The organism is Providencia sp. PROV210, assembly GCF_028479445.1.
Taxonomy (GTDB): domain Bacteria; phylum Pseudomonadota; class Gammaproteobacteria; order Enterobacterales; family Enterobacteriaceae; genus Providencia; species Providencia rustigianii.
The window spans coordinates 84,204-98,218 of sequence record NZ_JAMPNQ010000016.1; the positions used below are offsets into that span (position 1 = coordinate 84,204).

General features: G+C 41.6%; 14 protein-coding genes. 8 read left to right on the plus strand and 6 right to left on the minus strand.

Features of this window, described 5'->3' with window-relative positions; translation table 11 throughout:
- Window positions 1-10 precede the first annotated feature (10 nt).
- The 4 genes from leuD (at window position 11) to PR761_RS13310 (ending at window position 4,745) form a co-directional block, all read left to right on the plus strand.
- Window positions 11-613, plus strand: a complete 603-nt coding sequence (gene leuD / locus PR761_RS13295; RefSeq protein WP_154610661.1) for a 3-isopropylmalate dehydratase small subunit — start codon at window positions 11-13, stop codon at window positions 611-613.
- A gap of 406 nt (window positions 614-1,019) precedes the next feature.
- On the plus strand, window positions 1,020-2,696 hold the full coding sequence (gene sgrR, locus PR761_RS13300; RefSeq protein WP_039855141.1) for an HTH-type transcriptional regulator SgrR: 1,677 nt from the start codon (window positions 1,020-1,022) through the stop codon (window positions 2,694-2,696).
- Window positions 2,697-3,261: 565 nt separating this feature from the next.
- Window positions 3,262-3,945 (plus strand): DNA mismatch repair endonuclease MutH, encoded by a 684-nt coding sequence (gene mutH / locus PR761_RS13305; protein WP_006815026.1) that lies wholly within the window; start codon window positions 3,262-3,264, stop codon window positions 3,943-3,945.
- A gap of 62 nt (window positions 3,946-4,007) precedes the next feature.
- Entirely contained in the window at window positions 4,008-4,745 is a 738-nt protein-coding gene (locus PR761_RS13310) for a TerC family protein (RefSeq protein ID WP_006815027.1), read from the plus strand.
- A 7-nt stretch (window positions 4,746-4,752) separates the two neighbouring features.
- Here PR761_RS13310 and PR761_RS13315 read toward each other — a convergent pair whose 3' ends face one another.
- Window positions 4,753-4,992, minus strand: coding sequence for a hypothetical protein (locus PR761_RS13315; protein WP_006815028.1), 240 nt, complete (start codon window positions 4,990-4,992; stop codon window positions 4,753-4,755).
- A 224-nt stretch (window positions 4,993-5,216) separates the two neighbouring features.
- On the opposite strand from PR761_RS13315, the gene PR761_RS13320 reads away from it, so the two are divergent.
- A complete protein-coding gene (locus tag PR761_RS13320) occupies window positions 5,217-6,098 on the plus strand; it encodes an alpha/beta fold hydrolase (protein WP_039855143.1) in 882 nt (293 codons plus the stop codon).
- Window positions 6,099-6,154: 56 nt separating this feature from the next.
- On the opposite strand, the gene speB is transcribed toward PR761_RS13320, so the two are convergent.
- Window positions 6,155-7,075 carry an agmatinase gene (speB, locus tag PR761_RS13325; protein WP_006815030.1) on the minus strand — a complete coding sequence of 307 codons (921 nt, stop codon included), beginning with the start codon at window positions 7,073-7,075 and terminating at the stop codon, window positions 6,155-6,157.
- 13 nt (window positions 7,076-7,088) lie between these two features.
- Window positions 7,089-8,993: a biosynthetic arginine decarboxylase gene (gene speA / locus PR761_RS13330; RefSeq protein ID WP_006815031.1), complete on the minus strand. Its 1,905-nt coding sequence runs from the start codon at window positions 8,991-8,993 to the stop codon at window positions 7,089-7,091.
- Between the two features lie 675 nt (window positions 8,994-9,668).
- Between speA and metK the strand changes: the two genes are divergently transcribed.
- Window positions 9,669-10,820, plus strand: a complete 1,152-nt coding sequence (gene metK / locus PR761_RS13335; RefSeq protein ID WP_006815033.1) for a methionine adenosyltransferase — start codon at window positions 9,669-9,671, stop codon at window positions 10,818-10,820.
- Window positions 10,821-10,981: 161 nt separating this feature from the next.
- Complete coding sequence (locus PR761_RS13340; protein ID WP_006815034.1) at window positions 10,982-12,100, plus strand: Fic family protein; 1,119 nt, start codon at window positions 10,982-10,984, stop codon at window positions 12,098-12,100.
- A 78-nt stretch (window positions 12,101-12,178) separates the two neighbouring features.
- On the opposite strand, the gene PR761_RS13345 is transcribed toward PR761_RS13340, so the two are convergent.
- Genes PR761_RS13345 through PR761_RS13355 form a run of 3 tightly spaced genes read right to left on the minus strand, consistent with a single transcriptional unit; the run spans window position 12,179 to window position 13,369 of the window.
- Entirely contained in the window at window positions 12,179-12,595 is a 417-nt protein-coding gene (locus PR761_RS13345; protein ID WP_112837227.1) for a DUF6691 family protein, read from the minus strand.
- A gap of 5 nt (window positions 12,596-12,600) precedes the next feature.
- Complete coding sequence (locus PR761_RS13350; RefSeq protein WP_006815036.1) at window positions 12,601-13,038, minus strand: YeeE/YedE family protein; 438 nt, start codon at window positions 13,036-13,038, stop codon at window positions 12,601-12,603.
- Window positions 13,028-13,369, minus strand: a complete 342-nt coding sequence (locus PR761_RS13355) for an ArsR/SmtB family transcription factor (RefSeq protein WP_006815037.1) — start codon at window positions 13,367-13,369, stop codon at window positions 13,028-13,030. Before PR761_RS13355 ends, PR761_RS13350 begins: the two co-directional genes overlap by 11 nt.
- Window positions 13,370-13,473: 104 nt before the next feature.
- On the opposite strand from PR761_RS13355, the gene PR761_RS13360 reads away from it, so the two are divergent.
- Entirely contained in the window at window positions 13,474-14,001 is a 528-nt protein-coding gene (locus PR761_RS13360; protein WP_006815038.1) for a SprT family zinc-dependent metalloprotease, read from the plus strand.
- The last annotated feature ends 14 nt before the right edge of the window (window positions 14,002-14,015 follow it).

The window sequence follows — 14,015 nt, forward strand, 5'->3', positions numbered from 1 at the left end:
GGAGATAATTATGGATAAGTTTATTAAGCATGTTGGAATTGTGGCTCCTTTAGATGCAGCGAATGTGGATACGGATGCCATCATTCCAAAGCAATTTTTACAGAAAGTCACTCGTACCGGTTTTGGTCAGCATTTATTCAATGATTGGCGTTTTTTAGATGATCAAGGTCAGCAGCCTAACCCTGATTTTGTTCTGAATAAACCCGTTTTTAAAGGTGCCAGCATCTTGTTAGCGCGTGAAAACTTTGGCTGTGGCTCGTCTCGTGAGCATGCACCATGGGCTTTAACTGATTTCGGTATTCAAGTCGTGATTGCACCAAGCTTTGCGGATATTTTTTATGGTAACTCATTCAATAACCAGTTGTTGCCGATTAAATTAAGCGACCAACAAGTGGATGAGATGTTCAATTATGTGAATAGCCACGAAGGCTGCCAATTTACGGTGGATTTAGAAGCTCAAACCGTCACGGCTGGCGATAAAGTTTATTCTTTTGAGATTGATAGTTTCCGTCGACACTGCATGATGAATGGTTTAGACAGCATTGGCTTAACATTACAGCACGTCGCTCAAATAGAAGAATACGAGCAAAAGCTCCCCGCCTTTATGAATTAATCCCCAAGCCCACTTCGGTGGGCTTTTTCTTGCCTACTTATCGTCATAAAAGTAGAACTCGATTCCTATAAAAAATAACCTTTAATAAATCCTTCCCCATTAATTCCTAATATGCAATTATTCAATTAATTGCCTCTGTATATTTTTCAAAATAGTTCGCGTTGTGGCAAGGCGGCAAAATGAGGATATCTCAGGGAGCATACTTTATCGAGTGAAGCCAATACAGCCACAGCGTGAAATAAGAAGAAAAAAAGCCAGCTAATGCTGGCTGGTAAAAATACCATTACTCAATAAATGGGGGAGTAAACCTGCAATAAACAGGTCAATAGAGCTACTTACTGACTGCTATTATCTACGGAATAAAATATATTAAAATTGATGCATTTTTTGCCGGAGTTCCTCTTTTATGTCTAGTTCTCGGTTACAAACCCAATTTGTCCGCCTATGGCAACATTTTCAGGGAAAAAATAATGAAACCACCTTGCAGCAGCTTTCTGATATTTTGTTTTGCTCACGCCGACATGTCCGCACGTTACTGAATAACATGCAGTCCCACGGTTGGATCAGTTGGCAAGCAGAAGCGGGTCGAGGAAAACGTTCCAATCTGATATTCCATATCAATGGGTTAGAGCTACAGCAGGCCCAAGCAGAACAATTATTAAAAGAAGAAAGTATTGATAAGTTAGTCGCACTGGTTGGGGACAAAGAAACTATTCGCCAAATGGTGCTCTCCGAACTAGAGCGTAGCTATCGGCAGGGTAAAAACCTATTACGTATTATTTATTATCGCGATTTTCCAAATTTATTACCCGGCACCCCAATGCGCCGCTCAGAAATTCATCTCATGAGCCAAATATTTAATGGGCTAACTCATCTAAATGAGGAAAAAGGGGAAGTCGAAAATGGGATAGCCCATCACTGGCAAGCGATTAGTGATCAACATTGGCGGTTCTACCTACGCCCTGCCATCTTTTTTCATCATGGTCGCGAGATGCAAGTTGATGACATTATTCATTCATTAATGCGTTTAAAACAGCATTGGCCATTATTCTCTCATATCCAATCGGTCACATCCTCTCAACCTTATGTGATTGATATAAAACTTAGTCATCCCGATAAACAGTTTCCTTGGTTATTAGGCAGCCCTCATGCAGCAATCCTGCCTAAAGAATGGGAAACGTTGAATAACTTCAGCCAATGCCCTATTGGAACCGGTCCCTATCAAGTGGAAATTAATACCTCGCAAAAGCTGACAATCCAAGCCTTTGACCGTTATTTTGGGTATCGAGCCTTACTGGATGAAGTGACTATTTGGGTGGTACCAGACCTTTCTGAGCAAATGGTTTGTACTACATTGAAAATGGATGGAGATAAACGCCATAATGATTCCTTAGAGAGCAGAATGGAGGAAGGTTGCTATTTTCTCTTGTTCGACCAGCGTTCCGAGCTATCTCAGCGGGAAGATATTCGTAAATGGTTATGCAGCTTTTTAACGCCCGTTAATCTACTCGCCCATTGTGAATCTTTTTATCAACGCCATTGGGCGCCCGCATATGGATTATTGCTCCATTGGCACCACAGTAAAATGTTATCTCAACGCACCAAACCTAAAGATCTGACCGAATTAACCGTCACGTTTTACCGCCATCACCATGAATTTTTTGCTATCAGCCAGATCATGAAACGGGTTCTACAGACCCAAGGTGTCGAACTGAAAATCAATATTGTGGACTATGATGATTGGTTTAATGGAAATGCGCACAGTGATATTTGGTTATCCACCGCCAATTTTTATAAGCCTCTAGAGTTTTCTATCTTTGCCACACTGTATGAAATGCCATTATTGCGCCAGTGTCTCAATCAAAACTTAGAGAATGAATTGCAGCAATGGCGGCAGCAAGCCTTGGATGTCGAGTCTTGGTGTGAAAGCCTGATTGATTCTCAAGTTTTCCACCCTATTTTTCATCATTGGTTGGAGTTACAAGGTCAAAAAACAATGCGTGGTGTACGCATGAATACATTTGGTTGGTTTGACTTTAAGTCCGCTTGGTTTAAACCTTCTGAAGATAATACACAGAATTGATGATAGTTATAAACAGCTAGAGTGAGTGAGATGAATTTTATTCACTTTTTCTGTGGATATCCATGTTAACAACCAGATAGTAATCAGGGCATATCCTAAATGTTATTTTTTAATAAAAAAAGAAAGAATTTAATAAATACAATAAAATCATTAAATTAAACAGGTTTAATGACAATTATCCACTGTGGATTTTTGACCTGTTATTGTTTAGGAGTCTAACTGAACAAAGATCAAGCAACGTCTGATTTATCCACAAGGAATGTACTTAAGTTAGTCTATTTCTGTGATCAGGTTCAACAAATTACGATAGTCAAGGCTGTAAATTCACACAGTAATCCTAATTTCTCACAGTTATCCAGAAACCCTGTGGATAACCTAGTGCAAGATCCTGTGATTATCTTGGGATGAATTTGGATAACCCTAAAAATATTTCATTCCACAGACCATGATTAGTGAATATTAATAAGTATATCAGTTAGTTAAACAAGTCTAATAATCAGTGTTATAATTCACTTACTCAGCGGTTATTTTATTGTCTATTTTTTAAACAAAAATTAAACTTTCTATGTCTTTTACACCACCTTTGCCACCTGAAAATGAAACGGCTCTGCTAGAAAGAGCTCAAGCGCTAGCAGGATACACTCTCGGCGAACTCGCGAATATCGCAGGCATTGCTATACCTCCTAACCTCAAACGGGATAAAGGATGGGTTGGCACACTGCTGGAGTATTTTTTAGGTGCTACCGCAGGAAGCAAGGCTGAACAAGATTTTGCTGATATCGGAATTGAACTGAAAACGATTCCGATAGACCGTCATGGTAATCCCCTAGAAACCACATTTGTCTCCGTCGCTCCACTGACTGGAAATAGTGGGCTTACATGGGAAAACAGCCATGTGCGGCGTAAACTGTCTCGAATATTGTGGTTTCCGATAGAAGGAGAGCGTCAAATTCCTCTCGCCGAGCGGCGAGTTGCTAATCCATTAATCTGGAGCCCTTCTCCCCTTGAAGAGCAATTACTGCGCCAAGATTGGGAGGAATTGATGGATCTCATCGTGCTCGGTAAAGTTGAAACCATCACCGCTCGCCATGGGCAAGTATTACAAATTAGACCCAAAGCGGCGAATAATAGAGCCTTAACTGAAGGTGTTGGTGAATTTGGGCAACCCATTATGACGTTACCCAGAGGTTTTTATTTAAAAAAAGATTTTACAGGTCCATTATTAGCGCGACATTTTAATCTCGGTTAATTCGTCAAGGCATCGCCTGAATCGTAGCAGACGATTATTTACTCAATTTTGAAGGCATAAAGATGTTTGAGTGGTTTTTAGATCCCAATGCTTGGATGGCATTAGCAACCTTAACAATCTTGGAAGTGGTGTTAGGGATCGATAATATTATTTTCTTAAGTATCGTGGTCAGCAAGCTCCCGGCTCATCAGCAAAATAGTGCAAGGCGTATCGGGCTCATCGCCGCAATGGGAATGCGCTTAGCGCTTTTAGCGTCCATCGCGTGGTTAGCTCGTTTAACGACACCATTATTTACCTTTGCAGAGCATGCAATCTCCGCTAGAGATTTAATTTTATTTGCTGGGGGACTTTTCTTGATTTGGAAGTCCAGTCAGGAAATTTTTGATACGATTGAAGGCGAAGATGATGAGAACTTGCTACAGAAAAAAGTGAGTTCATTTTGGGGTGCGATCGTCCAAATTGCCATACTTGATATTATCTTTAGCCTTGACTCAGTGATTACTGCGGTTGGCTTATCTGATCACCTCGTTATCATGATGGCCGCAGTGATCATCGCGGTACTGATTATGATGTTTGCAGCCAAACCAATTGGTGAATTTGTAGATAGATACCCATCGGTAAAAATCCTTGCGCTGTCTTTCCTCATTTTAGTGGGCTTTACCTTGATACTCGAAAGTGTACAAATTCACGTATCTAAAGGTTATATCTACTTTGCCATGTTCTTCTCCATGTCAGTGCAGATGCTCAATATTCTGCGCAGTAAAAAATGGAAAATGAAACAAAAACAGAAACAGCAATAATGTCATCCTAAAGTAAGGCGCTTTTTGCTGCGGCAATCGCGCCTTCAACTGCCTTTTTCGCTTGAGGGCTATTTTTCCAACAACTAGATCCTGTTAATGCCGCTCCGGAAATCAATATTTCCTCATAAGAAGCATCACTGAGTTGTTGTAAAGATGAGAATCCCATTTGCTCAAGTCGACCAATCACTATCGGTCCAACACCTTTAACTGACAATAAAAGCTGTTTTTCTTCTTCGGAAAATGACATATAACTCCCTTTTGTCTGTAAAATCACGGTAATTGAGCGTATATTTTGCAATTAACCTATTTATTAATTTAAAATCCTATTATAGGTCTTATACTTCCTCAAATTGTGCTCCCTACGTGCTCATTATTCGCAATTTGAAATTAGATAATCATAAAAGTCATTGATGACTTTGCGATAAATACCGAAATGTCGCACTAGAAAATACTATCTTGCAGGTATTCATAATGTATAGCAATAAAATCACCAACACGCGCCATATGTCGATGAAATTGTCCGATGGACGCATACTGTGTTGGTATGAAGCAGGTCCTGAGCAGGGCTTTCCTGTAGTATTCTGTACAGGGGCAGGAATGAGCGGCATTCTTGGTTTTGGTATTGACCGTCTTGATGAACTCAATATTCGCTTAATTACCCCAGAGCGCGCGGGCTTGGGTCAATCGACACAAGATGAATTTAAATCCTTATCCCGTTTTGCCCAAGATATTCAGCAGCTGCTCACCGCTCAAAATATTCAAGATTTTTCTGTCATCGGTTTTTCTCAGGGCGCCGTATTTGCAATGGCATTAGCCTACTATTGTTCTCCCATTTCTTTATCATTAGTTTCAGGACAAGATCAGTTTGATTTTCCAGCCATAAAAAAACAACTCAAAAAAGATGTGATTAATATGCAGGAACAAGCAATTAAGACTCCTGATTCATTATCTGATTGGCTAATGCGAAATGTGACGTCCCAATGGCTACTGGCATTTATCCTCAATTGCAGCGCTGAAATCGATCAACAAATTTACAGTGAAGAACATTTTTTAGAAGCTTATAGCGAGTGTATGGAGCGGGCTTTTGTGCAAGGGAATCTTGGCTATGTTCAAGATTTGCTCATCGCCTTACAACCATGGCAATTTACGCCTGAAGTCATCCGCTGCCCAGTAGCCTTATGGTATGGCGAATTAGATGTCAGCGCGGTTCACTCCCCTGATTTTGGTAAAACATTGGCTCAACGCTTCCCAGATAGTGAGCATTTCCTGTTTTCCAATGAAGGAGGTGCAGTGCTGTGGACTCAAGCTTACCCTATCTTGGCACACCTAAAACAACACAGTATTAGAGCATAAAAAAAACGGCGCCTAATCATTAGATTGCGGCGCCATTTTTAATATCAATTTAACGATTATTTTTTAGAAGCTTGGATATACAACAATTCCAATGCAATCGTCGCCGCAGCGAGCGCAGTGATTTCAGACTGGTCATAAGCTGGTGCAACTTCCACCACATCCATCCCTACGATATTCAGGGATTTAATTCCGCGCAGTAGCTTCAATGCTTTATCAGACGTTAAACCACCAATCACTGGCGTACCCGTTCCAGGTGCAAATGCAGGATCCAGACAGTCAATATCAAATGTCAGATAAACAGGCATATCTCCAACGATCTGTTTGATTTGAGCAACCATGTCATCAACACCACGATCGTTCGCTTGAGCCGCATCTAATACGGTGAAACCGTTGTCAGTATCGTGCTCCGTACGGATACCAATTTGTACTGAATGATTTGGGTCAATCAAACCTTCTTTAGGTGCATGATAGAACATAGTTCCATGGTCATACAGGCTGCCATTACCGTAAGTATCGGTATGAGCATCAAAGTGGACAAGCGCCATTTTACCGAAATGTTTAGCGTGAGCGCGCAGCAACGGCAACGTAACAAAGTGATCGCCCCCAAAGGTTAAGCAGCGCTTGCCGGATTCCAGCAGTTTTTCCGTGTGGGCTTGTAGCTTATCGCACATATCTTGCGCATCACCGAAAGCAAAAACTACATCACCGCAATCAACCACATTTAACTTATTTTTGAGTTTGAAATCCCACGGCCAGCGATGGCTTTCCCATGCCAGATTTGTAGAAACTTGGCGAATTGCCGCAGGTCCATGACGGCTACCAGCACGACCTGAAGTCGCCATATCAAATGGAACACCCGTGATCACCCAATCAGCATCAGAGCTGTATGGTTGAAAATTCAATGGAAAACGTAAAAATCCAAATGCGTTTGAAACCAGTGAGTTATCAACCTGATTTCCTAATGTGCTATTAATCATCACTGTTCCTTAATCATTCATCTTCTAAGTAAGTGTAGCCGTACAACCCATTTTCGAACTCAGTTACAAAATCTTTTTGTAATTCTTCACTCAGTCCAGTGCCTTTGACTTGTTCGATAAAGCTCTCTAACAGAACCTCAGGGACCAATTTCACGTATTGCAACATATCTGCAACCGAATCGCCCTCTTCACTCTGTAAGTAACGGGCATTACCTTGGCTATCTATCCATACATCAACCGCGGCAGTATCACCAAATAAGTTATGCATGTTGCCTAAAATTTCTTGGTATGCCCCAATCATAAAGAAGCCAATCATCGGAGGATTTTCTGGATCATATGCAGGCATTGGCATGGTAGTTTCCACGCCATCACCATCAACATAATGATCAATAATACCATCTGAGTCACAGGTAATATCGAGAAGTACCGCACGTCTATCCAGTGGCTTATCTAAGCCCTCAATTGGCAGTACGGGGAAGACTTGGTCAATCCCCCATGCATCAGGTAAAGACTGGAATAATGAGAAATTCACATAGAATTTATCCGCCATGCGCTCTTGCAGTTCATCAATAATTGGACGATGAGCACGGTTGCTAGGGTCTAAGTCTTGCTGAATACGACGACAGATATTTAAGTATAGCTCTTCTGCCCATGCACGCTGAGTCAAGTCAAGAACACCATGAGCGTACTGAGTATGCGCTTCTTGCAAGTCAAACTGGCTATCATGCAGCCATTCACGCAGTGAACGACTGTTGCCTTGATGCTGCATTGATTCCCATGTTTCCCATAAAGAAATCAATGAACGCGGTGCATCTTCACTTGGTGGCGAAGTTTTAGTGAATTCATTACGTTCAACCCCGATAACATTCGAGACTAACACTGTATGATGCGCCGTTAATGCACGACCAGACTCGGTGATCACCGTTGGGTGTGGTAATCCAAATTCTTCACACGCATCACCAATTGCCCAAATCACATTGTTTGCATACTCATTCAACCCATAATTGACGGAGCAATCTGACTGAGAGCGAGTACCTTCATAGTCCACACCTAAACCGCCACCCACGTCAAAGCATTCAATATTCACACCAAGTTGATGTAACTCGACATAAAAACGCGCGGCTTCACGAACACCTGTAGCGATATCACGGATATTCGCCATCTGGGAACCTAAATGGAAATGCAGTAACTGCAAACTGTCTAGACGATTTGCATTACGTAAAATTTCCACTAATTGCAGAACTTGGGTTGCAGCCAATCCAAACTTAGATTTTTCACCGCCACTTGCCTGCCATTTACCTGAGCCTTGAGACGCTAAACGAGCACGAACCCCTAAGCGAGGGGTCACATTCAAACGTTCAGCTTCTTTTAGTACCATCTCAATTTCGGACATTTTTTCGATAACAAGATAAACCTTGTGACCCAATTTTTCGCCGATAAGTGCTAAACGAATATATTCGCGGTCTTTATAGCCATTACAAACAATCACGGTTCGTGTACGACCCGCATTGGCTAAAACCGCCATTAATTCCGCTTTAGAGCCAGCCTCAAGTCCCAGTGGTTCACCGGAATTCACTAAAGATTCAATAACCCGACGCTGCTGGTTAACCTTAATAGGATAAACGAGGAAATAATCCCCTTTATAACCGTATGACTCACGTGCACGTTTAAATGCCGCGTTAATTGACCGCAAACGATGTTGCAAAATTTGAGGAAAACAAAACAATGCCGGCAAGCGTAAATGCTCTTGCTCTTCTTTAACTTGATAGACCAATTCGGCAAGATCGACGACGGTATCTGGATTTTCAGGATTCGGGCAAACACAGACATTTCCGCGCTCATTCACCTGATAGTAACCACCTCCCCAATACGCGATATTGTAAGTTTGGCGTACTTTGCGGGCGATATTATCATTCATAATAAACTCCTAATATGGAGGGGTGAGTGATGCGTTTTCCTTCCAGACAGGCACCAACCAAAGGCATGATGCAACTGGGCAGTAATGTCAGGGAAACAGCGATACTCAGATTGTAAATTAAAAGTGCTTAGATCTTCTAAACGGTGACAATATAAATCCTTCGACTTAGCAGATTACTGACTAAGTATTAAAGATCTATTATAGAGATGACGGTAACTTCGCGATGAAGTAAACAATGACAGGAAAGTAAATGCCAATGTCACGCGGCGATCCGCATATGACGGTTGGGTACTGTTATTCAGCAGATTATGGATCATTGCCCATTAACCCCCAATATAACTGTTTTCCCCTTAAAATTTTAATCGTGTATTAAAATTCAATCGGTTAAAACATTCCTGATAGATAGCAGATGCTTGTTTGACCTGCTGGTATATAACGGGAAACAACGACCATCCGTTACGGTCGCAGTTTATACCCCGAATAGCCCCAAAATGCAAAAGCAAATTATCCAAAATGCTATTTTTATAATAAAACGAACTGAATTAAAGGATTATACCCTTATCATTTTAAGCTTAAAAATTGGTAGAAATTCTCTAATGAAAAGTCTAGAATAGCCGTCTAGATGTTAAAACATCCAATTATAAATGTTCTTCGAATTCTTAAGGTATTAATCTCATGTCTACACACCTCTTTACTTCTGAGTCCGTATCAGAAGGGCATCCTGATAAAATTGCAGACCAAATCTCTGATGCGGTTCTTGATGCTATTCTTGAGCAAGACCCAAAAGCACGCGTAGCCTGCGAAACGTATGTTAAAACAGGCATGGTGATGGTTGGCGGCGAAATAACGACCAGTGCATGGGTCGATATTGAAGAAATCACACGTAAAACCGTGCGTGAAATCGGCTATACCAGTTCAGACATGGGCTTTGATGCCAACTCTTGTGCCGTATTGAGCGCAATTGGTAAACAATCCCCTGACATTAACCAAGGCGTTGACCGTGCAGATCCTTATGAGCAAGGTGCTGGCGACCAAGGCCTGATGTTCGGTTATGCAACTAACGAAACTGACGTATTAATGCCAGCACCGGTGACTTATGCTCACCGTTTAGTGCAACGTCAGGCTGAAGTCCGTAAAAATGGCATGCTGCCATGGCTACGCCCAGATGCAAAAAGCCAAGTGACTTTCCAGTATGATGACAACAAAATCGTGGGTATCGATGCCGTTGTCCTGTCAACTCAACATTCTGAAGATATTCATCAGAAAGAGTTACACGAAGCTGTTATGGAAGAGATCATCAAGCCGGTTCTGCCTGTTGAGTGGTTATCCCCAGCAACTAAATACTTTATCAACCCAACGGGTCGTTTTGTTATCGGTGGACCAATGGGTGACTGTGGTTTAACAGGTCGTAAAATTATCGTTGATACCTACGGCGGCATGGCTCGTCATGGTGGTGGGGCATTCTCTGGTAAAGATCCATCAAAAGTTGACCGTTCAGCAGCTTATGCGGCACGTTATGTAGCAAAAAATATTGTTGCTGCGGGTCTGGCTGACCGTTGTGAAATCCAAGTTTCTTATGCTATCGGTGTTGCGGAGCCAACCTCTATCATGGTTGAAACTTTTGGCACAGGTAAAGTTTCTGAAGACTTATTAGTGAAATTAGTCCGCGAATTCTTTGATTTACGCCCTTATGGCCTGATTCAAATGCTGGATTTATTACACCCAATTTATCAGCAAACTGCATCTTACGGTCACTTTGGTCGTCCACAATTCCCTTGGGAAAAAACTGACAAAGCGGCACAACTGCGCGAAGCTGCAGGTCTGTAATACTCAATGACGTGATCTCGCTTCATCGAATAAAAACCCATCTTACCGATGGGTTTTTTTATGTCTTGAGTTTATCCCATCCCCAATGAATTAATTAATGGTTACATTCGCCTCATTTTTTGGGTAGAATAGATTGAATATTCACTTCATCGGAGTGCGCAATGTGGATCTGGGAACAACCTGACTGGCCTAATTTTACTTATGACTCATCACAATTACAGCCGTTATTGCGAAATGTTGTCTTCCTGCAAGGTAAACTTAATGGGCGATGTGATACGTTTGACATACGCCAACAGGTGTTGGATAAAATTCTCGCGAATATCATTTATTCCAGTGATATTGAAGGCGAAAAACTTGATGCTCGTTCCGTACGCTCTTCACTTGCCAACCATTTAGGTATCTCTGATGAAATGCCCTTTCCAACAGATCAAAAAACAGAGGGATTAGTTGAGTCGGCATTAGATGCCATTAATAACCTCGATGAACCGTTAACTGCTGAACGACTTTGCAAATGGCATAATTTACTATTCCCATCAAATGACAGTCTGTTCCATAAAATTACGGTAGGGTGCTTTAGACATAGCGCTATACAGGTTGTTTCCGGTCGACTAGACAAACCTATTATTCACTTTGAAGCACCTCCAGCAGCCCAAGTTCCACAAGATATTGAGCAATTTTTATCTTGGTTTAATCACAGCAAACATGATTCTTTATTAGATCCCATTATACGTGCAGGAATTGCTCATTTATGGTTTCTAACCATACATCCATTTGACGATGGTAATGGTCGAATTGGGCGTTTGATTATGGATTTAGCTTTAGCCCAAGCGGAAAGAAGCACAGTACGACTGTATGCCATATCTCAAAGTATTAATGAGCGTAAAAAAGAATATTATCAAATACTAGAGCAATCTCAACGCGGGGATACCGACCTAACTCAATGGTTAGTATGGTTTATCAATACGTTACATCAAGCAATCAATGATACGTTACAGCAAATTCAATTAACCATTGAAAAAACTAAATATTGGAATCGCTTTGACCAACGGATATTACGCCCTGAACAGTTAAAAGTACTCAATAGAATGCTTGATGGTGACTTCGCCGAAGGGATCAATAATCGACAATATATGGCGGTCGGAAAAGTGAGCCGCTCCAGTGCCACTCGCCATTTAACTGAGCTTGTTCAGCAAGGTTTTCTAGAGGAAGGCATAGGTGGAGGACGTAGTACCCGCTACCGATTAAGCCAAGAACCTCTATTTACTGGTTCATGGTGTTAGATATAATGAGTCAATTGCCTTCTTATTCGCCTCATATTTTGGGTAGAATAAGTTTATTAATTGACTCATCGAAAGTGATTACTTTTCAGAACGGGGTAATAACTGGAAAATTGTCATCCCTGCGATCATCGCCAAGGTAAACAAAATTCCTTGAGTTAAACCCATTCCTGTCAATAAGATTGCAGGCCCTGGACAAATACCCGCTAATCCCCAACCAAGACCAAACAGCACACTGCCAATCACTAATTTATTGGTGATGACTTTGCTGGTTGGGATCTGTAATGGGCAGTTTAGTAAGCTCGCTGGGCGCTTCTTAACACACTGGTAAGCAATACCGCTAATCACCATCGCCACAGCCATGGTTACCAATAAGGATGGATCCCAGTTACCGGTTACATCTAAAAAGGCGAGAATTTTCGCCGGATTTCCCATACCTGCAAGGAGCAAACCAAATCCAAATAAGAGACCCGATAACAACGCAATAATAATAGGCATCGTGGTTATCCCCTTAAACCAAAATGATTGATCACTGCTACAGTGGCAAATGCTACCAGCATAAAAATCACCACTGCGACAATAGAACGACGGGAAAATCGTGCCATTCCACAGATTCCATGACCACTGGTACATCCCCCTCCCAATCGAGTACCAAAACCAACGAGTAATCCCGCCACAATCAGTAACGGCGTTCCTGTTGTAATAACCACTTCAGGGATATAAACGAACAAAGTGAACAATAGTGGAGATACCATAATTCCGAGGATAAATGCCACCTTCCATGCCGTATCCCCTTTTGCCGGTTTCAGAATACCCGCCAATATTCCACTAATTCCGGCAATGCGACCATTGAAAATAAGCAATATTGCTGCTGCTAATCCAATCAATACACCGCCAATTGCCGCTGACCATGGCGTGAAATTCGCCCAATCAATTGTCATCTGACTTCCCCTTTATAGGACAATAGAGCTGATACAACGTATTGAGCAAAATGAATAATTTCTCATCAGCGATAGAATAGTAAATTCGTTTACCTTCTCGACGAGTGACGACTAGCCCTTCATTACGCAATACTGTTAATTGTTGTGATAACGTTGGCTGCTGGATGCCAAGTGAAATTTCTAAATCACTCACACAGGCTTCTCCTTGAGTCAACTGGCACAGTAATAACAACCGATCTGGATTCCCCAATGTTTTTAATAATGACGCCGTCTGCGTTGCCGCTTGGGTCATTGCTAAAAGCAGTTGTTCTGAAGTTGGTTCCTTCATCATATTCACTTCTAGTATTATTATATTTAAAAACAATATATATTTTGATATATTATATGTCAATTATTGCTTGTTTGAATTACCTGTCATCGCGTATTCTTTAGCTTATGAAAACCATTCGCGTCCCTATTTTGCTACAGCAACGGGTGATGAAAACCCTTAGAGAAAAGCTGGCTTTAGCAGAACAAAAACTGGAACAATCATTTCCAGAGCCAACCATCAACTATAAACAACGGGGAACTACCGCGGGTAGCGCCTACCTAAAAGATTGGGAAATTCGCGTTAATCCCACATTGTTAATTGAGAATCCCGATGATTTTGTGGATGAAGTGATCCCTCATGAACTTGCTCATTTGCTGGTTTATCAGGTTTTTGGCCGCAAAGGGATTGCGCCCCATGGCAACGAATGGAAATGGATGATGCAGCATGTGCTGGAGGTGCCAGCCAAACGTACCCATAACTTTGCAGTGGCGAGTGTAAAAAGCCAAACATTCACTTATTTATGTGGCTGTAATGTCACTCATGAGTTGACTATAAGGCGCCACAATAAAGTACAAAGAGGGGAAAATCAGTATTTATGTCGTCGGTGTGGGGAAATTTTAAGGCGGGAAATTACGTCAACGGCAGAGAGTTAATTCCCTGCCGTATC

Excerpts from the sequence above, each read along its gene's own strand:
- leuD (WP_154610661.1), top strand. The coding sequence starts at position 11 with ATGGATAAGTTTATTAAGCATGTTGGAATTGTGGCTCCTTTAGATGCA.
- sgrR (WP_039855141.1), top strand. The coding sequence starts at position 1,020 with ATGTCTAGTTCTCGGTTACAAACCCAATTTGTCCGCCTATGGCAACAT.
- mutH (WP_006815026.1), top strand. The coding sequence starts at position 3,262 with ATGTCTTTTACACCACCTTTGCCACCTGAAAATGAAACGGCTCTGCTA.
- PR761_RS13310 (WP_006815027.1), top strand. The coding sequence starts at position 4,008 with ATGTTTGAGTGGTTTTTAGATCCCAATGCTTGGATGGCATTAGCAACC.
- PR761_RS13315 (WP_006815028.1), bottom strand. The coding sequence starts at position 4,992 with ATGTCATTTTCCGAAGAAGAAAAACAGCTTTTATTGTCAGTTAAAGGT.
- PR761_RS13320 (WP_039855143.1), top strand. The coding sequence starts at position 5,217 with ATGTATAGCAATAAAATCACCAACACGCGCCATATGTCGATGAAATTG.
- speB (WP_006815030.1), bottom strand. The coding sequence starts at position 7,075 with ATGATTAATAGCACATTAGGAAATCAGGTTGATAACTCACTGGTTTCA.
- speA (WP_006815031.1), bottom strand. The coding sequence starts at position 8,993 with ATGAATGATAATATCGCCCGCAAAGTACGCCAAACTTACAATATCGCG.
- metK (WP_006815033.1), top strand. The coding sequence starts at position 9,669 with ATGTCTACACACCTCTTTACTTCTGAGTCCGTATCAGAAGGGCATCCT.
- PR761_RS13340 (WP_006815034.1), top strand. The coding sequence starts at position 10,982 with ATGTGGATCTGGGAACAACCTGACTGGCCTAATTTTACTTATGACTCA.
- PR761_RS13345 (WP_112837227.1), bottom strand. The coding sequence starts at position 12,595 with ATGCCTATTATTATTGCGTTGTTATCGGGTCTCTTATTTGGATTTGGT.
- PR761_RS13350 (WP_006815036.1), bottom strand. The coding sequence starts at position 13,038 with ATGACAATTGATTGGGCGAATTTCACGCCATGGTCAGCGGCAATTGGC.
- PR761_RS13355 (WP_006815037.1), bottom strand. The coding sequence starts at position 13,369 with ATGATGAAGGAACCAACTTCAGAACAACTGCTTTTAGCAATGACCCAA.
- PR761_RS13360 (WP_006815038.1), top strand. The coding sequence starts at position 13,474 with ATGAAAACCATTCGCGTCCCTATTTTGCTACAGCAACGGGTGATGAAA.